18 protein-coding genes and 2 tRNA genes are annotated in these 18,667 nt (G+C 72.0%); 10 read left to right on the top strand and 10 right to left on the bottom strand.

The genetic code is table 11. The annotated features are described in order from the left end of the window. Nucleotide 1: 1 nt before the first annotated feature. Both CKY47_RS29050 and CKY47_RS29045 read left to right on the top strand, forming a co-directional pair. Complete coding sequence (locus tag CKY47_RS29050) at nucleotides 2-472, top strand: hypothetical protein (RefSeq protein WP_306749508.1); 471 nt, start codon at nucleotides 2-4, stop codon at nucleotides 470-472. Nucleotides 473-965: 493 nt separating this feature from the next. After that, the gene (locus CKY47_RS29045; RefSeq protein ID WP_306749507.1) at nucleotides 966-2,489 is read left to right on the top strand and encodes a non-reducing end alpha-L-arabinofuranosidase family hydrolase; all 1,524 of its coding nucleotides are present in this window, start codon (nucleotides 966-968) and stop codon (nucleotides 2,487-2,489) included. A 131-nt stretch (nucleotides 2,490-2,620) separates the two neighbouring features. On the opposite strand, the gene CKY47_RS29040 is transcribed toward CKY47_RS29045, so the two are convergent. Together CKY47_RS29040 and CKY47_RS29035 are read right to left on the bottom strand one after the other, a co-directional pair. Beyond that, a complete protein-coding gene (locus tag CKY47_RS29040) occupies nucleotides 2,621-3,772 on the bottom strand; it encodes a serine hydrolase domain-containing protein (RefSeq protein WP_306749506.1) in 1,152 nt (383 codons plus the stop codon). 254 nt (nucleotides 3,773-4,026) lie between these two features. Next, the gene (locus CKY47_RS29035) at nucleotides 4,027-5,157 is read right to left on the bottom strand and encodes a serine hydrolase domain-containing protein (RefSeq protein ID WP_306749505.1); all 1,131 of its coding nucleotides are present in this window, start codon (nucleotides 5,155-5,157) and stop codon (nucleotides 4,027-4,029) included. A gap of 304 nt (nucleotides 5,158-5,461) precedes the next feature. Here CKY47_RS29035 and CKY47_RS29030 point away from each other — a divergent pair, with 304 nt between their 5' ends. From CKY47_RS29030 to CKY47_RS29020, 3 genes are all read left to right on the top strand, one after another. After that, a complete protein-coding gene (locus CKY47_RS29030; RefSeq protein ID WP_306749504.1) occupies nucleotides 5,462-6,673 on the top strand; it encodes a sensor histidine kinase in 1,212 nt (403 codons plus the stop codon). Next, nucleotides 6,661-7,317, top strand: coding sequence for a response regulator transcription factor (locus CKY47_RS29025; RefSeq protein WP_306749503.1), 657 nt, complete (start codon nucleotides 6,661-6,663; stop codon nucleotides 7,315-7,317). The genes CKY47_RS29030 and CKY47_RS29025 overlap by 13 nt, the downstream gene beginning before the upstream one ends. An 84-nt stretch (nucleotides 7,318-7,401) precedes the next feature. Then, complete coding sequence (locus tag CKY47_RS29020; protein ID WP_306749502.1) at nucleotides 7,402-8,163, top strand: HpcH/HpaI aldolase family protein; 762 nt, start codon at nucleotides 7,402-7,404, stop codon at nucleotides 8,161-8,163. 36 nt (nucleotides 8,164-8,199) lie between these two features. On the opposite strand, the gene CKY47_RS29015 is transcribed toward CKY47_RS29020, so the two are convergent. From CKY47_RS29015 to CKY47_RS29000, 4 genes are all read right to left on the bottom strand, one after another. Next, on the bottom strand, nucleotides 8,200-8,640 hold the full coding sequence (locus CKY47_RS29015; RefSeq protein ID WP_306749501.1) for a hypothetical protein: 441 nt from the start codon (nucleotides 8,638-8,640) through the stop codon (nucleotides 8,200-8,202). 119 nt (nucleotides 8,641-8,759) lie between these two features. Then, entirely contained in the window at nucleotides 8,760-9,113 is a 354-nt protein-coding gene (locus CKY47_RS29010; protein WP_306749500.1) for a hypothetical protein, read from the bottom strand. A gap of 126 nt (nucleotides 9,114-9,239) precedes the next feature. Next, nucleotides 9,240-9,503 carry a DUF4342 domain-containing protein gene (locus CKY47_RS29005; RefSeq protein WP_306749499.1) on the bottom strand — a complete coding sequence of 88 codons (264 nt, stop codon included), beginning with the start codon at nucleotides 9,501-9,503 and terminating at the stop codon, nucleotides 9,240-9,242. Between the two features lie 155 nt (nucleotides 9,504-9,658). Continuing rightward, the gene (locus CKY47_RS29000) at nucleotides 9,659-10,240 is read right to left on the bottom strand and encodes a methyltransferase family protein (RefSeq protein WP_306749498.1); all 582 of its coding nucleotides are present in this window, start codon (nucleotides 10,238-10,240) and stop codon (nucleotides 9,659-9,661) included. Nucleotides 10,241-10,421: 181 nt separating this feature from the next. Between CKY47_RS29000 and CKY47_RS28995 the strand changes: the two genes are divergently transcribed. Then, nucleotides 10,422-11,411: an MmcQ/YjbR family DNA-binding protein gene (locus tag CKY47_RS28995; protein WP_306749497.1), complete on the top strand. Its 990-nt coding sequence runs from the start codon at nucleotides 10,422-10,424 to the stop codon at nucleotides 11,409-11,411. Between the two features lie 1,093 nt (nucleotides 11,412-12,504). Continuing rightward, nucleotides 12,505-13,317 carry an AfsR/SARP family transcriptional regulator gene (locus CKY47_RS28990; protein ID WP_306749496.1) on the top strand — a complete coding sequence of 271 codons (813 nt, stop codon included), beginning with the start codon at nucleotides 12,505-12,507 and terminating at the stop codon, nucleotides 13,315-13,317. Nucleotides 13,318-13,393: 76 nt separating this feature from the next. Here the strand turns inward: CKY47_RS28990 and CKY47_RS28985 are convergent, their stop codons facing one another. Both CKY47_RS28985 and CKY47_RS28980 read right to left on the bottom strand, forming a co-directional pair. Then, nucleotides 13,394-14,812: a pyridoxal phosphate-dependent decarboxylase family protein gene (locus tag CKY47_RS28985; RefSeq protein ID WP_306749495.1), complete on the bottom strand. Its 1,419-nt coding sequence runs from the start codon at nucleotides 14,810-14,812 to the stop codon at nucleotides 13,394-13,396. 145 nt (nucleotides 14,813-14,957) lie between these two features. Next, nucleotides 14,958-15,338 (bottom strand): cupin domain-containing protein, encoded by a 381-nt coding sequence (locus tag CKY47_RS28980; RefSeq protein WP_306749494.1) that lies wholly within the window; start codon nucleotides 15,336-15,338, stop codon nucleotides 14,958-14,960. A gap of 181 nt (nucleotides 15,339-15,519) precedes the next feature. Between CKY47_RS28980 and CKY47_RS28975 the strand changes: the two genes are divergently transcribed. From CKY47_RS28975 to CKY47_RS28965, 3 genes are all read left to right on the top strand, one after another. Further along, nucleotides 15,520-15,605: transfer RNA gene (locus tag CKY47_RS28975), tRNA-OTHER, on the top strand. Nucleotides 15,606-15,624: 19 nt separating this feature from the next. Beyond that, nucleotides 15,625-15,707 (top strand) — tRNA-OTHER (locus CKY47_RS28970). Nucleotides 15,708-15,777: 70 nt separating this feature from the next. Continuing rightward, nucleotides 15,778-16,833, top strand: a complete 1,056-nt coding sequence (locus tag CKY47_RS28965; protein WP_306749493.1) for an iron-containing redox enzyme family protein — start codon at nucleotides 15,778-15,780, stop codon at nucleotides 16,831-16,833. A 181-nt stretch (nucleotides 16,834-17,014) separates the two neighbouring features. Here the strand turns inward: CKY47_RS28965 and CKY47_RS28960 are convergent, their stop codons facing one another. Further along, nucleotides 17,015-18,004: a ferritin family protein gene (locus tag CKY47_RS28960; RefSeq protein ID WP_306749492.1), complete on the bottom strand. Its 990-nt coding sequence runs from the start codon at nucleotides 18,002-18,004 to the stop codon at nucleotides 17,015-17,017. Between the two features lie 121 nt (nucleotides 18,005-18,125). Beyond that, nucleotides 18,126-18,638 carry a hypothetical protein gene (locus tag CKY47_RS28955; protein ID WP_306749491.1) on the bottom strand — a complete coding sequence of 171 codons (513 nt, stop codon included), beginning with the start codon at nucleotides 18,636-18,638 and terminating at the stop codon, nucleotides 18,126-18,128. Nucleotides 18,639-18,667: the final 29 nt, after the last annotated feature.

Below are 18,667 nucleotides of genomic sequence, written 5' to 3'. Positions count from 1 at the left end.
CGTGAGGCTCGTCGATGTCGAGTTGGCCCGCCACGACTGGGGGTCGTTGCCCGTGGCGGGGGACAGGGCGGCGGCGACCCCGCGCAGCCTGGTGGGGTTGCTCTCGGCGCACACCGAGGAGGACGCGGACCGGTACTACTGGCGGCTGGAGAACGTCGTCGTGGTCCAGGGCGGGCTGTACGAGGCCGCACCGGCGGTGGTGTCGGTGCTGCTGGCGGGCTTGGCCGGGAGGTTGTCCGAGCCTGCCGAGGAGTGGGTGCTGGAGCTGCTGTTCCAACTCGTCGCGGGCGAGTCCTCCGCGGAGGCCGTCGATCGCGGCCACCCGGACCTCGGCGACCGGTGCAGACGAGTGGCACGGGAAGGGCTGTGGCTGCTCTACTCCGAACTGGGGGGTCCTCGCGGTCGGGCCGTCCGCGCCGTCCTGGAACGCGTCGACGAGGTGTCCGACAGGCTCACCGCCTTGGACGCCTGACCGTCGGCCCGGCCGGATCAGGCCGGCGGACTGGCGCGCGGTGCCGGGACTCGGCCGCCACCGCGCCGGGCACACCTCCCGCGCCGGTCGTCCGCCGATGTCCGCGATCGCTCCCCGCGACCGACTTCGAGCACTGCTCGCACCGTGCCGCTCGATCCGGTCGGCGCCTGAGCGCGGCGGTCGACATCCGCGTGCGCTAAAGGTATTCGCGCTATTTTTAGCAATGGACAGTGCGCTCGATCGTCGCCCCGATCGTCCGTGCGAAACTTTTTCGTCACGTCTTGACCGACGGTGCGTGATCCTTCACAGTCGAATGAACGCGGCGGATGTCCCTGGCGGTCATGTCGCAAACCCACTGCACCTCTTTGCGCAGAGGAGAGGCGAAAGCTCAATTGTTAGCGCTAACAAAGTCGGTCTGAGCGCCTGAATCACGCGGAGACCGCACGTACGCCCCCCATCCCGCCGCCCCACCTCGACGAAGAGGAGTACGCCCATGGCCGGATCAGGCCAACACCCGCCCACCACCGTTCCGCGAGCCCGCAAGCGCCGCAGCCTGGTCGGTGCAGCCATCGCCGTCGTGACCGTGCTGCTCGGCGGCGTGGTAGCCGCGATCGGCGCGGCGCCCGCGTCGGCGGCGACCGTCGACACGACGGCCTGGTACGTGCTGGTGAACCGGAACAGCGGCAAGGCGCTCGACGTCTACAACCTGGCCACGAGCGACGGCGCGCGGATCACCCAGTGGGCCCGCAACGACGGCAACCAGCAGCAGTGGCAGTTCGTCGACTCCGGCGGCGGCTACTACCGGCTCAAGTCGCGCCACTCCGGCAAGGTGCTCGACGTCTACAACTTCTCCACCGCCGACGGTGGCGGCATCGTGCAGTGGGCCGACGGCAACGGCACCAACCAGCAGTTCCGCCTCGCCGACTCCGACGGCGGCCACGTGCGGCTGATCAACCGCAACAGCAACAAGGCCGTCGAGGTGCAGGGCGCCTCCACGGCCGACGGCGCGAACGTCGTGCAGTACAGCGACTGGGGCGGCGCCAACCAGCAGTGGCAGCTCGTGCGCATGGGTAGCGGCCCCACCACCACGACGACCACGAATCCCGGCACGTGCTCCCTTCCGTCGACCTACCGCTGGTCGTCGTCCGGCGTGCTGGCGCAGCCGAGGTCGGGCTGGGTGTCGCTCAAGGACTTCACCTACGTCCCCTACAACGGCAGGCACCTGGTCTACGGCACCACGCACGACACGGGCACGAGCTGGGGCTCGATGAACTTCGGGCTCTTCAGCAACTGGTCGGAGATGGCCTCGGCACCCCAGCAGGCCATGAACTCCGGCACGGTCGCGCCCACGCTGATCTACTTCGCCCCGAAGAACGTCTGGGTGCTCGCCTACCAGTGGGGCGGGACGGCGTTCAGCTACCGGACGTCGAGCGATCCCACCAACCCGAACGGGTGGTCGTCGCCGCAGGTGCTCTCCACGGCGAGCATCACCGGCTCCGGCACGGGACCCATCGACCAGACGCTCATCGGCGACGGCCAGAACATGTACCTGTTCTTCGCCGGTGACAACGGCAAGATCTACCGCCAGGTCATGCCGATCGGCAACTTCCCGAGCAGCTTCGGCTCGTCCTACACCACGATCATGAGCGACACGACGAACAACCTGTTCGAAGCGCCCGAGGTCTACAAGGTCAAGGGCCAGAACCAGTACCTCATGATCGTCGAGGCCATCGGCGCGAACGGCCGCTACTTCCGCTCGTTCACCTCCAGCAGCCTCAGCGGCTCCTGGACCCCGCAGGCCGCCACCGAGAGCAACCCCTTCGCGGGCAAGGCCAACAGCGGCGCGACCTGGACCAACGACATCAGCCACGGTGACCTGGTCCGCGCCACCGCCGACCAGACCAAGACCATCGACCCCTGCAACCTGCAACTGCTCTACCAGGGTCGCAGCCCCAACTCGGGTGGCGACTACGGCAAGCTCCCCTACCGGCCGGGTCTGCTGACGCTGCAACGCTGATCCTCCGACGCGGCTCCATCCCGACCGGGCTGGCGCCCCCACCCCTCGACGGGGGTGGGGGCGCCGGCCCGCGAGGTGCCCGACCCGGCCGCGAACCGGGTCGGGCACGGGCTCCCGCTTCGCGGAAGCTCCTACTTCGTCGCGCACAGCGCCTTGTCGAAGAAGGCGAGGACTTCGGCCCGGCCGGCTTCGTCGTTCGTCACGGCGACGGTGACCGCCCGGCCGTCGGCGGTGATCGCGGCGCGGGTCTGGAAGCCGTCGGCGTCGCCGCCGTGGCCGTACGCCGTGCCCCCGCAGCTGAGCTTCATCTCGATGGTGCCCAGGCCGTAGCGCCACCCCTCGGGGAAGCCGGGCGCGGCCACCGTCCGACGCATCTCCGCGAGCCCGCCGGGCTTGAGCAGCCGACCGTCCTGCAGGGCGACCAGGAACTTGTTCACGTCGCTCGGGGTGGCGATCATCTGCCCCGCGGCACCGGCGATCGACGGGTCGAACCGGGTGATGTCGACCATCTCACCGGCGATGATCCTGCCCTTGTCGTCCCTGGCCGGCAGGTAACCCCGCGGGTGCGGGGCGCGGATCTCGCGGTCGCCCGGCCCCGGGTAGTACGTCTCCCGCAGCCCGATCCGGTTGATGATCCGGTCCGTGACCACCTCGGCGAACGGCCGTCCCGCCACCTTCTGCGCCACCAGGCCCAGCAGCACGTACCCGGCGTTGCTGTACGCCCACGTCCTCTCCTGGCCGGGGGCGAACGTCGGTGCTTGCGTCAACGCCGCGTCCAGCAACTCCCGGGCGTCGAAGTAGCGGTCCCTGATCGGCAGGATGCCCTCTGGCATGAGGGGCATCTCGGTGGTCATCCCGCTGGTGTGGTTCAGCAGCTGCCTGATGGTGATGTCCCGGCCGTCGACCGTCGCACCGTCACCGGTGCCCCGCACCACGCCCGGCAGGAACTTCTCCACCGGGTCGTCCAACGCGATCCTGCCGTCGTCGACCAGTTGCAGGATCGCCACCGCGGTGAACATCTTGGTGTTGCTGGCGATCCGCACGTATCCGTCGGACGGAACCTTCGACCTCGTCCGGACGTCGCCCACCCCGGCGGTGTAGTTCGTCACCCTCCCGTCGCGGTTGCGCACCGACATCAACGCCCCGGGCAGCGACCCGTCGCGGACCAACTCCTCCAGGCCCGCCTGGAGCGCCTTGTCGTGGACCGGCCTCGACCGCTCCTCCGACGCGCCCGCCGACGCCACCTGCGTCACCGCGAGACCGGCGACCGCTACCGCCGCCATCGCCGCGGCGACCACACCGCGACGCCGGCGCGCGGTGCCCGGGCGGGTTCCGGCCGGGCGACTGAGACCATTCGACAAGGGGCACTCTCCAAAGTGGGCGATTCTCGCTGACACGCACAGTCTTGCCGCGGCTCCGGCGCCGCACGATCCCCCGCACTGCACAACCCGGGTACAGCCAGCACTACCTCCGCCGGGGCCCGAACCCCTGCCACGGGGCGACCTCGCGGGCTCGGTGGGCGTCCGCAGGCCGTGCCTCAGTTCGCGCACAGCGCGGCGTCGACGAGTGCGCCCCGGTCCGCGGCGGCGGACCCGTCGTTCACCGACCCGTTGAGCGAGGTGACGACGAGGGTCGTCGCGCGGCCGTCGTCGGTGGCCGCGTTGACGGTCGAGTAGCCCGGGATGTCGCCGCCGTGGCCCCACGCCACCCCTCCGCAGCTCAACGGCATGCTGAACACGCCGAGCCCGTAGCCCTGGCCGGAGCCCGGGGCCGTCGGGATGGTGGTGCGCATCTGGGCCGACTGGGCCGGCTCGAGCAACTTCCCGTCCAGCAGCGCGCGCAGGAAGGTGTTGAGGTCGCCCGGCGTGGAGACGATGTGGCCGGCGGCCCAACCCCAACCCGGGTCCATCCTGGTGAAGTCGACCAGCTCGCCGGTCGCCGGGTCGCGCTGGTACCCCTTCGGGTGCCGGCCGCGGATGTCCTGCTCGCCGACCCCGGGCGCGTACGTGTCGCGCAGGCCGATCCGCCGGATCACCCGCGTGGTGACCAGTTCGTCGAACGGGCGACCGGTGACCTGCTGGGCGATCAGGCCGGCCAGGACGTAGTTCGTGTTGCTGTAGGACCACCCCGTGCCGGCGGGCCTGCCGTCCTCCCTGGCGTTCGCCAGGTCGAGCAGTTCACGGGGGTCGAGGTAGACGTGCCGGTACGGGAAGTAGTCCCCGATGCCCGTGAACATCGAGTCGGTGTGGTCGGGCAGGCCGCTGTCGTGCTGGAGCAGTCGGCGGACCGTGATCCCGTCGACGTCCACGCCCTCGGCCCGCACCAGGCCGGGGAGGTACGTCCCGATGGGCGCGTCGAGCTCCACCCTGCCCTCCCCGACGAGCTGGAGCACGACGACGGCGGCGAACATCTTGCTCGCGCTGCCGATCCGCACCCTGCCGTTCACCGGCACCCCGCCGCCGGTGCGCAGGTCGCCGACGCCGGCCGTGTAGTGACGGGTCCGGCCGTGCCGGTCCCGGACGGCGGCCAGCGCCCCGGGGTGCCGGTCGACACCGACGAGCTTCTCGATGCGCTGCTGGACGGCATCGCGGCGGGGCTCGGCCGAGGAGGTCGGGACCGGGCCGGTGAGCGCGAGACCGCCCGCCGCGGCGACCACCGCCGCCGTCACGGCGACCGCGCGGCGACCTGGCGAGGAGGGCGTTCTGCCCTGTCGGGAAGGAGGTGTGGACGAGTGGGAAGGAGGTGTGGACAAGGCGGACGACTCCCGGGTTCCGTGGACGTGGGTCCTGCGAGGACGGACCGCCCGAGTCTGTTCAGCCTCGCCCGGGTGGACAATCCAGCCTGCTGGACGACCGGGGTGGCGGTGGCACCCCCGGGCCGCTCCTGCCCGGGCTGGTGGGCCGGGACGGGCAGGGGTCCGCGTCCGGTGCGGGGTCGTGTCGATCGGATAGGGTCGCGGCGGGGGAGGTGGCATGGCACGGGGGCGGCAGCGCCTGCGGGGGGCGATCGACGTCGTCGCGCGCCTGGTCGGCGGTTTCGGCACGGCGCTGCTCGCGACGGCCGTCCTCGTCTGGCTCGGCGTGGTCGCGCTGCTCGGCTGCGTCGGTGTCGGCGTCCCCCTGGTGCCCGCGGCCCTGCGTGCGCTGCGGGCGGCCGCGAACCGGGAACGGGCCCGGCTCGAGGTGCTCGACCCCGGCCCGGCGCCGCACCGGGTGCGGGCCGCGCTGCGCGACGCGACCGTGCGGCGTGAGCTGGCCTGGCTGCCGCTGCACGCCACGGCCGGCCTGGCGACCGGGTTCATCGGCCTCGCGATGCCCGCCACGGCGCTGCAGAACACGACGTACCCGCTCTGGTACCACCTGCTGCCACCCGAGGACAACACCCCCAGTCCCATCCCCTGGGCGGTCACCGACCTCACCGGCGCGCTGACCGTGGGGCTGACCGGCGTGCTCTGCGCCGCCGTCGTCGTCGGGCTCGGGCCGGCGCTCGTCCGGGCGCAGGAGTGGCCGGGCCGGCACCTGCTGGCGCCTCCCGCGGGCGCCGACCTCTCGCTGCGGGTCGCCGAGCTGACCGCCACCCGCGCCGCCGCTCTCGACGCGCACGCCGCCGAGCTGCGCCGCATCGAGCGGTCGCTGCACGACGGCACGCAGAACCGGCTGGTCGCGGTGACCGTGCTGCTCGGCGCCGCCCGGCGGGCCGTGGACCGGGACCCGGCCGCGGCCGGCGCCGTGCTGGACCGGGCCCAGGACGCCGCCGAGCAGGCGCTCGCCGAGCTGCGCGAGGTGGTCCGCGGCATCCTGCCCCCGGTACTGGCCGACCGCGGGCTCGCCGGCGCCCTGACCGGTCTCGCGGGCAGTTGCGGCGTGCCCTGCGAGGTGGTGGTGGACGTGCCGGGCCGGTGCGCCGCCTCGGTCGAGGCCACCGCGTACTTCGTGGTGGCCGAGGCCCTCTCCAACGTGGCCAAGCACAGCGGCGCCGCGACCGCCGTGGTGGAGGTGGGCCGGGCGGGTGACCGGCTGCTGCTGCGGATCGGCGACGACGGTCGGGGTGGCGCGGACGAGCGCGGCGGGTCGGGCCTGTCCGGCATCCGCCGGCGGGTCGAGGCGTACGACGGGCGCCTCACCCTGGACAGCCCGCCCGGCGGGCCGACGACGATGCGAGTGGAGCTGCCGTGCGGATCGTGATCGCGGAGGACGACCCGCTGCTGCGCGAGGGGGTGGCGCTGCTGCTGCGCGCCGAGTCGCTCGACGTGGTGGCCACCACGGACACGCCGCGGTCGTTCCTGGCCGCGGTGGCCGAGCACGAGCCGGACGTCGCCATCGTCGACGTGCGGATGCCGCCCACCCACACCGACGAGGGGATCGTGGCGGCCGTCGAGGCGCGCCGCCGCCTGCCCGGTCTCGCGGTGCTCGTGCTCTCGGCGTACGTGGAGCAGGCGTTCGCCACCGAGCTGCTCGCCGCCGGCGCGAACCGGCTCGGCTACCTGTTGAAGGAGCGGGTGGGGCGGGTGGACGAGTTCCTGGGCGCACTGCACCGGGTGGCGGCCGGCGGCACCGCCGTGGACCCCGAGGTGGTGGGCCAACTGCTGGCCCGCAACCCGCGGACCAGCGCGCTGGGCCGGTTGAGCCCTCGGGAACGGGACGTGCTCGCGCTCATGGCCGAAGGGCTCGGCAACGCCGCCATCGCCGAGCGGCTCGTCGTCACCGAGGGAGGGGTGCACAAGCACATCCGCAGCATCTTCGCGAAGCTCGACCTGGCACCCGACGACCGGGCCGACCGGCGCGTCACCGCGGTCCTGCGCTACCTGGAGGGCACCGGGTCGAGGTAGCGAGGCGGTCGCCGGCGGTCGGCCAGGTCGAGGGGGCGGCGCGATCGGCGCTACGGTGCTCCGACGACGACCACGGGAGACAGGATGACCCGGACCGGCGGGAAGACGGGCGTGCCGCGTGAGCTCGGCACGGGGTTGTGGGTCGGGAGCACCGACGCGCGGGTGGTCCGGGCGGCCGCCGGTGGCGGGTTCGACTGGGCGTGCGTCGACGAGCAGCACGGGGGCGCCGCCGGCGGGCGGGAGAACACGGACCTGATCGCCGCCGTGCGCGCGGCGGGCGTCCCGGCCTTCGTCCGCGTCGCCTGGAACCGGCCCGAACTCATCGGCAGGGCCCTCGACAGCGGTGCCGACGGGGTCGTCGTCCCGATGGTCGACAGCGTCGAGCAGGCGCGGGCGGCTGCCGCGGCGACGCGGTTCGCGCCGCGGGGAACCCGCAGCTTCGGGCCGATCCGGTCCGTCGACGGGGTGGCGATCCCGGCGCCGGAACAGGCGAACGCGGACGTCCTGTGCCTGGTGATGGTCGAAACGGTCCGCGGCCTCGACGCGGTCGACGACATCGCGGCCGTGGACGGCGTGGACGGCGTCTTCATCGGCCCGTTCGACCTGTCGCTGGCCCTGGGCCTGGACGTGGCCGGGTTGCTGGCCGACGACGGCGAGGACGGTCCCCTCCGACGGGTGGTCCGCGCCTGCCGCGCCCGCGGTCTCGTGGCGGGCGCGTACGCGGGATCACCGGAACGCGTCGCCCGGCTCCGGGCAGCGGGCTTCACGATGATCGCCGCGGTCGACGACCTGGCGATGATCGCGCGGAGCGCGGGCGAAGCCGCCGCCGCGGCGAAGGCGCGCTGATCGTCGGGGTGCGCCTCGGCGACGGACCTGTCCCGGTCAGCGGCGGCCGGTGGCGAGGATGACGAGGAACTGGCCGCCGCCCGCCTCGACGTCGGCGGTCACCGGCAGCCCCGGCACCAGTCGGGAGAACCGGTCCACGAGCCACTCCGCCGCTTCCCGGGCGTCCCGCTCGGTCGGGCAGCGGGCCACCATCTCGCGGCCGCCCTTGCGCTCCAGCCTCCCGGCGACGGTGATCAACGGCGCGGGTTCGGCCACGTGCAGGCGGTCCGGCCAGGCGATGACCACCTTGACCGCGCCCTTGCGGGTGTTGCACCCGCGGTGCGCGAGCCGCTCGGCGACCTTGGCCTTCCGGTCGGCGGTCCGGCTGTCGACGCTGGGCCCCCGCGGGTCGTTCACCGACATGTCGGGGTCGACCGGTTCGTCGCACACCCAGCACCGCCAGCCGTCGCGCTCGGCCACGTCATCGAGGAGGCTCATCCGGGCAAACTAGCCTGCCGGCCGCCGCCCCGCGCACGCGCCCGGACGAGCGCCGCGGGAAGGGCGTGCCCGGGTCGGCGGGCACGATGGCCGCTCCCGTGCCGGAACCCGGGCGACCGTCAGGCGTCGACCTCCGGCGCCACCAGGGCGTGCAGCAGCTTGACGAGCTGGATCAGGAGCGCGATGGACACGGCGACCACGACGATCGTCAACGTGGTCCGCGTGAGCACCGTCCAGGGGATCTGCGCGTCGTCGAACCGGGACGGGAACACGGCTCGCGCCACCGTCCGCGAGACCAGCGCCGCCGTCGTCGTCAGCACGTCGCCGAGCAGGACCAGCCGGCGCCGGAGGAACAGCGCGTGGACGAGGTTGACCACCACGCCCGGGGCCGGGCCGGCGTCCAGCATCGCGGCGGTCAGGTAACCGGTGCGCGGCCCCGTCGTCACGGCCGGCCGCATCGCTGTGCTCGTCATGGCCGCCTCCGCCTCGTCGGTGCCCCGCCCCTCATCGTCGACCCCCCGGGTCGGGTGCGGACAGGGGCGGAAGTCCGGTGCGGGAGGGACCGGGGTCCTCTCCCGCGCCGGACTCCCGGTGCGGCGCTACGCGCGAGGGGTGCCGTGGCGCTCGACGTCGACGGACCACTCGCTCGCGAGGGCGGCGATGGCCGCGACCGCCGTCACGACGGGCGCGACGACCGCGGCCGCCACCCCGGCCGTCACGGGGACCTCCATCACGGCGCGGCCCTTCTCGTCCTTGATGACCAGGCGCCGGACGTTGCCCTCGTGCAGCAACTCCTTCACCTCCTGCACCAGCGCTTCGCCGCGCAGCCGCGTCGTCGTGCCGGCCTCCGACTGCCCGGTCATGTCGAACCTCCCGTCCCGGTCACCTGGTCAGGTGAGCCGGCTCCTGGGTGCCTCCTCCCAGGCTTCCCCGGGTCGGTGCCCCGGTACAGGGACCTTCGGCCCGCGCCGGCCGGGCGCCGGGTCCCGCGCCTCGACCTCGCCGCCGTCCCGGTCGCTCACCGGTCGTGGGTGGTGCGGGGGCGGAAGCCCGGGATCAGTCGTGGCACGCGCCGGGCGTAGGCGGGGTAGTCGGGGAAGCGCCTGGCGAGGCGGGTTTCCTCCCAGCGGGCCTTGATGCCGAGCAGGACGGCCAGCGCGAGCAGGGCGCACGCCCGCACGGGTCCGGGGGAGGCGAGGGTCCACCCCAGGGCGGTGATGAGCAGTCCGGTGTACATGGGGTGGCGGACGAACCGGTACGGGCCGGTGGTGCGCAGCACGGCGTGGTCGTTGGGCAGCGGCGAGGGCGTCAGGCCGCGGCGCAGCGTGGCGGCGGTCGCGGCCATCGCCACCAGGCCCAGGGCGACGAGGACGAGCCCGGTCCAGCGCAGCGGCGGCGGAGGCGCCCAGCGCGGTCGGGAGAGGACCAGGATCACCAGCAGCGCGAACTGGGCCGCGACCAGGGACACGGCCACCGTCCTGTCGCGGGCCGCGCCCGGCGGCGGGGTGCCCGCCGGGGCGGGACCCGAGGATGCGGGACTGGCCGGGCCGGGACTGGACGGGGCGGGACGCGGTGCGTCGGGTGGTTCGCCGGTACCCATGCGGGCGGACTGTACCCCCGGAGGGGAGCGGGAGGTGCCGATCCGAAGCGCGGGTGGGGTGATCCGATCGGCACCTTCGCGCGGTGGGTCGTCGGTGGTCCGGGGGACGCCCGGTCGACCGGCGGCGCGCGGGCGTTCGGGGGACGACGCACGGGCGCGTGAGGGCCTAGGGTCCTGCCGTGTGGAACCGGATCTCGCCTCCTTGCGTGCCGCCGTCGCCGAGTTCGGCGGGTTTGACCAGCCCGAGCGGTCCTGGGCCGTCCTGACCGCCGCCACCGGGCCGTCGATCGACCTCGGTGTGCCCGCGCACCGCGACGCCGTGCACGTGTGGCTCAACGCCTGGGGGTGCCGCATCCGCACCCCGCGCCCCGGTGAGCCGCGGGTCCTGGACACCGGTCTCGCGGCCTGGTGGGCGGAGTGGCGGGACGACCTGCCGGACCCGGCGGCGCGGCTTGCCCAGTTGACCGACGACGAGGTGGAACGGCTGGGCGAGTGCTTCGCGGCGCTGTCGGCGACGGAGGCCGCGCGGCACGGGCGCGGCACCAGGACACTGGGGCCCACCGCCGCGTCGAAGCTGCTGTTCGCGTTGCGGCCCAACAGCCTGCCGCCGTGGGACAACCTGATCGCGCAACGGCTGCACGGCGCGCGCGACGGCGTGGCGTACCGCGCGCACCTCAGGGTGACGCGGGGGTGGGCGGTGGGGCTGCTGGCCGAGGCCGGCGTGCCCGAACCCGAACTGCTCGACGCGCTGGGGCGGCCCGGGAGGTCGTTGGCGAAGGTCATCGACGAGTACTGCTACCTGGTGTTCACGCGCGGCTGGACGGCCCCGCGCGCGGGGGTGACGGCCGACGACGTGCGGCGGATCGCGAGTGCCCTGCCGCGCACCGAGGAGCGCGTGGTGCGGGACCAGGTCAGGTTCCGCGTCGGTCGGCTCGTGTACCTGGCCCTGTCGCCCGACGAGGAGACGATGGGGTTCGCGTTCCCGAAGGAGGAACGTGAAGCGCTGATCGCCTCGGCGCCGCACCGGTTCCACGCCCCGACGCGGTCGGACATGCGGTTCAACTGGGTGTGCGCGACGCTGTCGGAGCTGACCGTCGACGAACTCGAGGAGTTGGTCGTGGACGCCTGGCGCATGTGCGTGCCCAAGAGCGTCGCGCGCACCCTGTCCTGAGTGCCGCGGTGGTGTGGTGACCGGCCTTCGGAGGCCGGGGGTCGTGACCCCGTCGTCCGCCGGCCGGTCGGTGTTCCCGCGCGGTCGGGTGCGTCCACCCCGGACCCGTCCACCCCGGACCCGCCGACCCCGTCGTCCCGTCCGCCACGCAGCCGGCGGCGGCCCGGCACCGGCCTCGGCGGCGACCCGGTCGGTGTTCCGGGCACCTCGACCACCGCGTCCCGCGCCGGGCCCGAGCGGAACCGGACGGCGGACCGGGCGACGACAGGCCGGAGTGGTCGTGACACCGCGCTCCACAATTACGCTTCCGTTATGTGCGGTGCGCGGTGCGTGATCACCGCTGCTCAACGTCGCGAAACGGAGTTCCGAAACCCTGCCGGCGGGACGCGTCCGACCATTCGATCATGGACCTTCGTGACGGTCGGTAATGGCCTGTAGGTAGTGAACGGAAGCGTTTCGTAACGCTTCCCCCGTCGGCTCGCGGGAAGTTCGAAGTTCGTGGTCCGACGGACGGGGGCCGGCTATCCGTCGAGCCTAGGCCAGATGGCTCGTTGACAGAGGTTTCCTGCTCGACTACCTTTTGATCAATGTTTGTGGAACAATCGGTCCAATTCATTGACATTGGCTGGGGTGCAAATGTCGGAATTCTACCGTCCCGGCGGCGATATCGTTCGGGGTGAGCCGCCCCGCCGCATCCGCCGACACTCGCGACCGCTGTCGGTCGTGAGTTCGCCCACTGCCTTCTATCAGTTGCGGAACCGCCCCGTATGCGGTTCGGTCCACATCGTTGACGGTGTGGTAGCAGTCACGTAGGTTCGAGTTCGGCCTGGTCAAGGCCCGCTTCGAAGAGCGTGTCAACTGCGGAAAACCGAAGCTTCGTCGATAAGTCGAACTGGTGGGAATCCTGGCGCATGATGTGGCTGAACGACGAGTTCGTCTCCCGATGACGGCTCGCGGACCCGGCTGCCCCATGGGTTTGCCGCGGCGTCGGCCCACCTTGTGAAGTCGTCACGATGGGTTTTCTTCGCCGTCTGGGGGATCAGTCGTGTATTTCTCTGTTCTTGGATCGATTGAGATCCGTCATCAAGGTCAAGTGATCCGGCTCAGCGGGGCCATGCAGCAGACGCTGCTGGTCGCCCTGCTGATGTCGGGAGGCACGTTGTTGACCGTCGACGTACTGATGGAAGAACTCTGGGGAACCACTCCCCCCGCCAAGGTCGCCAACGCGTTGCACGCCCAGGTGAGCCGCCTGCGTCGCAGCCTGGCCAGGCTGGAAGCCGGTCAGGCCGAACCGCGCTTGACGACCAGTCCCTCCGGTTACGTGCTCCGCGTCGACCGGTCGGAATTGGATGCCTGCGTGTTCGTCGACACCATCGACGCGATACGCGCCAGGGTGGACGCGGGACTCGTGGCCGACCCGTCCGCGTGCGCCGCCGAGGTGCGGGCGTCGCTCGCGCAGTGGCGGGGACCGGTGTTCGGCGGCCTGACCGGCGGTCTGCTGTGCCAGACGGCCGCCGCGAGGTTCGCCGAGTCCCGCATCTCGGCCCTGAGCCTGCTCTACGAGCTGGAGATCAGCAGCGGCCACAGCACGAAGGTGCTGCCCGAGCTGACCGAGCTGTTCGCGCAGAACTCGTCCCAGGAGCAGCTGTGCCTGCTGCTCATGGTCGCGCTGTACCGCTCGGGCAGGCAGATCGACGCGCTGGACGTCTACCGGAAGTTCCGGCGGGTCCTCGCGGACAACCTCGGCATCGAGCCGACGCCGGCCCTGCAGCGGTACGAGCGGGCGATCCTGGCGCACGACCCGATCCTCGTCGAGGACTTCCTCCGGGTGTCCCGCGGCGGTGACAACGGCAGGCGGCGCCTGGACCTGGTCCAGCCCGCCATGTCCGCACGGGCCGCCGGCTGAGGCCGGGAGGGCCGACGCCCGACGTCCGCGCCACCCACCGGTCCGGTGGGTGGCGCGGACGTCGTTTCCGAGGGGGTCAGCCGGCGCGGCGGTCGTGCTCCGCGCCCGCCGCCGCGGCGACCGCGGTCCTGATCACCTTGACCGAGCGGTCGACGTCGTCCTCCGTGGTCCGCCACGACACCACGGACACGCGCATGGCCGCCCTGCCGTACCAGACCGTGCCGCCGAACCAGCACTCGCCGCTCGCCTGCACGCGGGCGATCACGTCCCGGGTGACCGCGTCGTCGTCGCCGAACCGCACCATGACCTGGTTCAGCACCACGTCGTTGAGCAGCTCCACGCCCTCGATCCCGGCCAACTGCTCGGCGAACCGGCGGGTGAGCGCGCAGCAGCGGTCGACCAGGTCCGCGACCCCCGCCTTGCCCAGCGTGCGCAGCGCCGCCCAGACCGGCAGGCTCCGCGCGCGGCGGGAGAAGTCCGGCACCCACTCGATGGCGTCGCGCTCGCCCGGCCGCTCGGCGGGCAGGTAGCCGGCGCGCTCGTTCAGCATCGCCGCCCGGTGCGCGTCCGGCCGCGTCACGAAGACGATGCCGCAGTCGTAGGGCACGTTGAGCCACTTGTGCGCGTCGCACGCCCACGAGTCGGCCCGCTCCACCCCCTCGACCAGCGGGCGCAGCGACGGGCTCGCCGCCGCCCACAGCCCGAACGCGCCGTCCACGTGCACCCACGCGCCGTACCGGTGCGCCAGGTCGCAGATCTCGCCCACCGGGTCGATGGCGCCGGAGTTCACGTCGCCGATCTGCGCGCACACGATCGGCGGCGACGCGCAGTCGGCCAGCACGCGCGCCAGCTCGTCGACGCGCATCCGGCCCCGCTCGTCCACCGGCACGACGCGGACCCGGCCCGAGCCGAACCCGAGGTACCGCAGGGCGAGGTCGATGGTCATGTGGTGCTGCGCCCCGGCGATCACCTCGATCTCCGGCGCTTCGCGCAGGCCGTGCTTCTCCACGTCCCAGCCGCGCTGGCCCAGCAGGTGGTTGCGCGCCGCGGCGAGCGCGGTCAGGTGGGCCATCGTGCAGCCGGTCGGGAACCCCACCGAGGTGCCCGGAGGCAGCCCGAAGAGGTCGACCAGCCAATCGCCGGCGACGTGCTCGGCGACCGAGATGGCGGGGGAGAGGTTGTACAGGCTGGCGGTCTGGTCCCAGGCGGCGACCAGCCAGTCGGCCGCCACCGCGACCGGCAGCGTGCCGCCGGTGACGTAGCCGAAGAATCGCGGACCGGACGCCGCCGGAATTCCCCCGCGCTCGACGGCCTCGCCCAGCAGCTTGATCGTGTCGACCGCGGGCAGGGAGTTTTCCGGCATGGGGCCGCCGAGCAGTTCGATGAGTTCGTCGAGACCAGCCGTGGCGCCCACCGGCCGTTCCCGCAACCCGGTCAGGTAGTCCACTGCCTGCCGATAGGCCAGGTCGAGTGGCGCTCGTTCGATATTGGTCACGAACTACACGATAGGCAGTGGCGCTGACCGGGACCTGACCATTGTCGGGCCTGTTCGCGAATTACTCCGGAAACACCAAGGCACTCGCTGCCGACAGCCGGGGCCATCGGTCGCGAGCGCCGAGGAGGTGGATCGCGGGGAATCGTCACTCGAGCTGGGACACGATCATGGTGCAGTCGCTGTGCGCCTTCGTCCAGTGACCCTTGCCCTCGGTGTCCTCCACCAGCATGGTGTTTCCGGGGATGAACCGGCGCGACTCGCCGTCGCTCACCCGGGACTCCAGGTCGCCGCTGATCAGCGTCATGATCTGGCGCCGCGGGGCCGGGTGGAAGTCGCCCACGTAACCGGCCGGGAGGAACAGGTAGACCACCTGCTTCGCGGGCACGCCGGCGGAGACGTAGAACGGCGGCGCGGGCGGCGCGAAGTCCTGCGCGACCACCTCCAGCATCTCGTCGACGAAGTGCGACTCACCGGACTCGTCGTGGTACAGCCGCTGGACTGCAATCTTGCGTGACTCGTCGCTCAAGTTCTTCTCCTTCGAATCGGACGCTCGCTCACGAGCATCCCAGAGGTCGCTGATTCCACGCTGATGCGGGACTGCCGCGGCGGATCGCCGGCTCGGCTCAGCGCCAGATCAGGAACGCGTCAGGACCCGTGTCGTAAGGTGGTGACAGCGAAAGGGAGAACGACGAAGCGGAAGCAAGTCGGGAGAGGTACCCAAAGCGGCCTAATGGGGTCCGGGAAACCGGACGGGCTCGCGCCCACGCAGGTTCGAATCCTGCCCTCTCCGCCACCTTTCGCCCGGTAAGTCGGGAGAGGTACCCAAAGCGGCCCAATGGGGTCCGGGAAACCGGACGGGTTCACGCCCACGCAGGTTCGAATCCTGCCCTCTCCGCACGTCCGGCACGGGCGGCGCGGCCGATCGTGCCCAATCCGATCCGGTTTACTACAGAAACGGAGATGCGGTGCCCAGCATCGATACTCCTGACGTGGCGGTCGGCGACCCGGTCGACCACCGGGCGGTCGTCGACGAGGTGACCTCCTGGCTCACGCGTCCGGCGGACGAGGTGGACGCGAAGCTCGCGCCCGAACAGGCCCGCGTGGTGGCGGCGGTCGACCGGCTGAACGGCGACGCCGAGTCCGGGGACGACGACGCGTACTACCTGCAGCAGCTGCTGCTCTCGCGCATCTACCAGACGGTCATGCAGATCCCGGAGTCGCCGACGGCCGAGGGGTCGCGGGTGCTGCACGAGGTCACCCGGTCGCTGGAGGTCGCCACCATCGCCTCGGAGAACCGGTGGATCGAACCGGGCTTCCTCGACTCCGCGCCCACCGAGCCCCGGGAGTACCTGTCCTGGCTCAAGGGCATCGTGCGGGGCCACCGCGCCTTCAAGCACCCCTACTACACCGAGTTCATCAACCAGTCCGCCGGGCACGACGACCTGCGGACGTACGTCATCCAGGAGTCCCTGGTCGACGGCCGGTTCGACGACTTCCTCGCCATGATGCAGGTCGGCACGTCCGGCCAGGCGAAGATGGAGATCGCGAACAACTTCTGGGACGAGATGGGCAACGGCGACCCGGCCGAGGTCCACACCCACCTGTTCAACAAGATCTACGAGGTGTTCGACGTCCGCCTCGACGAGGTCGAGCACCTGCTCACCGGCAGCGACCTGCTCTCCGGCAACCTCGCCGTGATGCTGTGCCGCTACCGCAACCTCTACCCGGAGGCCGTGGGCTACCTCGGCATGACCGAGTGGCTGGTCCCGGACCGCTTCCTCAACGTCATCCGCGCGTGGGAGCGGCTCGGCCTGCCCGAGGTCGGCATCACCTACCACCGGTTGCACGTGACCATCGACTCCCAGCACGCCGCCGGGTGGTTCCACAACGTGGTGCTGCCCGCCGCGACCTCGGAGTACATGCGCCGCGGCATCGCCCGCGGTGCGCTGTGGCGGGTGAACTCCTCGGCCCGCCACCTCGACGAGCGCCTGTCCTACGCCCGCGTCACGGCCAAGGCCTGACAGCCGGCACCCCGTCCCGGTCCGGCCCGCGGCAGCAAACCGCCGCGGGCCGGACCTTTCCCGCCGTCCGGCCCGGGGAGCACGCGCACCCACGCGCGACCCGGGCCGGACGACGGCCGGAAGCCACGAGCCGCCCGCACCGGCGGCTCGTGGCTTTCCGGTTCCCCGGGTCCTCCGCCGCTCAGCGGTGCTGCTTCACCGGCATGGTGCGGATCAGCTCGACCGCCTCCGGCACGCCCATGTACGGCAGGCGGACCTCGGCCATGTCGTCGGTCCACTGCTCGGCCAGGTCGTAGCGCTCCTGCGGCGTGGTCTCCAGCAGCTTGCGGCCGGGGAACACCTCGTAGTCGCGCAGCAGGTCCGCGTGGGCGGCCATCCCCTCCTGGAACAACTCCTCCCGGTGCAGCACGAACTCGTCCACCGGCAGCTCGTCCCACAGCGCCTTGCCGCGCCGCACCAGCTCGATGAGCCGCGGCCGGTACTCGGGGTGCCGGATCAGGTGCTTGCGGACGATGTCGCTGCCCACCGCGAGGTGGCGGATCTCGTCGATCGACGCGCCGCGCGCGATCTCCGCGGCGGCCGGGTCCAGCAGCGTCCACTTGCGCTCGCTGAGCTCGGCCGCGGGCGCCAGGACGCCCTCGATGACGATGGTGAACACCGCGACCGCGCCGATGAAGTCGCCCTCGTCGCGCACCACGCCGGTGGCGAAGTCGGCGATCGGGTCGAGCACGCGTTCGGTGTAGTCGGCGCCCTGCTCGTCGATCAGGGCGTGCAGCTTGTCCTCCGGCACGCCGAGTTCGAGCAGGTGCCGCCGGAAGATCATCGCGTGCCGGGCCTCGTCGACCACCTGGGTGGTGAAGAACTCCAGCTCGGCGATCCCCGGCGCGGCGATGACGTAGTTCGACAGCACCCGCACCGCCCGCGCCTCGGCGATGGAGCGGTTGCCCAGTTCGAGCACCAGCGCCTCCCGCAGGGGGCCGGGCTCGCGCATGTAGTCGGGGGTGGTGGTCGAGTGGCCGCGATCGGCGCGGCCGCGCAGGGTTCCCTGCGCCACGGCGGTCAGCCAGTACGCCAGGTCGCACTGCTCGGCCGACATCGTGAGCTCCTGGGCGCCGTCGAGCAGGTTGGGCGCCCGGTCCCAGTCGGCTTCGACCGGTACGTCGATAGTCATGTCTTCCTTCCGCGGTGGTGTGGACTGCGTGGACGACCGCCCGCACGCGACGCGGGCCGACAGGCGAAGCCCGTCGACCCGCGCTCGTGGTGCCGGCCCGGTGCGGGCGCGGTCGGGTGGATCAGTGGGTGGCCTGGGCCGGCAGCGGGGCGACGTCGTCCTCCAGCGGCGCGGGCACCCGGTCGGACTGCGACCGGCGGCGCATCATGTCCACCAGTTGCTGGTAGCGGGGGCTGTCCTCCGGCTCGAACGGCAGGCCGAACGGCTTGAGGAAGTTGCCGAACACGCCGCGGTCGCCGAAGACGTGGAACGCGACGGCCAGCAGCGCCCACTCCGGGCCGAAGATCAGCATCCACAGGCCCACCACGACACCGCACGTGATGAAGCTGTGCATGGTGTTGTAGAGGACGTAGTAGAACTTCGGGATGCGACCGTCCTTGCTGCGCCGGTACGCGATCGCGCCGGGGATGTAGCCGAACACGTCGATGTAGAGGAACAGGCCGATCGCCGCGATCCAGTTGATCTCGGTGAAGTGCACGATCATCAGCACGATCGTGATGGCGAACGCCACCAGGTACTCCGCCCGGTGCAGGGCGAAGGTGGTCGGCGACTCGTAGGGGTTCTTGATGTCCATGGCTGCGCCCTTCCACGACCTCGTGGTGG

This window comes from Saccharothrix longispora, from assembly GCF_030852425.1.
Lineage (GTDB): Bacteria > Actinomycetota > Actinomycetes > Mycobacteriales > Pseudonocardiaceae > Actinosynnema > Actinosynnema longispora.
This window is presented reverse-complemented; position numbering and strand designations above follow the sequence as displayed.

Excerpts from the sequence above, each read along its gene's own strand:
- CKY47_RS29010 (WP_306749500.1), bottom strand. The coding sequence starts at position 9,113 with ATGACGAGCACAGCGATGCGGCCGGCCGTGACGACGGGGCCGCGCACC.
- CKY47_RS29005 (WP_306749499.1), bottom strand. The coding sequence starts at position 9,503 with ATGACCGGGCAGTCGGAGGCCGGCACGACGACGCGGCTGCGCGGCGAA.
- CKY47_RS29020 (WP_306749502.1), top strand. The coding sequence starts at position 7,402 with ATGACCCGGACCGGCGGGAAGACGGGCGTGCCGCGTGAGCTCGGCACG.
- CKY47_RS29040 (WP_306749506.1), bottom strand. The coding sequence starts at position 3,772 with ATGGCGGCGGTAGCGGTCGCCGGTCTCGCGGTGACGCAGGTGGCGTCG.
- CKY47_RS29015 (WP_306749501.1), bottom strand. The coding sequence starts at position 8,640 with ATGAGCCTCCTCGATGACGTGGCCGAGCGCGACGGCTGGCGGTGCTGG.
- CKY47_RS28960 (WP_306749492.1), bottom strand. The coding sequence starts at position 18,004 with ATGACTATCGACGTACCGGTCGAAGCCGACTGGGACCGGGCGCCCAAC.
- CKY47_RS29030 (WP_306749504.1), top strand. The coding sequence starts at position 5,462 with ATGGCACGGGGGCGGCAGCGCCTGCGGGGGGCGATCGACGTCGTCGCG.
- CKY47_RS29000 (WP_306749498.1), bottom strand. The coding sequence starts at position 10,240 with ATGGGTACCGGCGAACCACCCGACGCACCGCGTCCCGCCCCGTCCAGT.
- CKY47_RS29045 (WP_306749507.1), top strand. The coding sequence starts at position 966 with ATGGCCGGATCAGGCCAACACCCGCCCACCACCGTTCCGCGAGCCCGC.
- CKY47_RS28955 (WP_306749491.1), bottom strand. The coding sequence starts at position 18,638 with ATGGACATCAAGAACCCCTACGAGTCGCCGACCACCTTCGCCCTGCAC.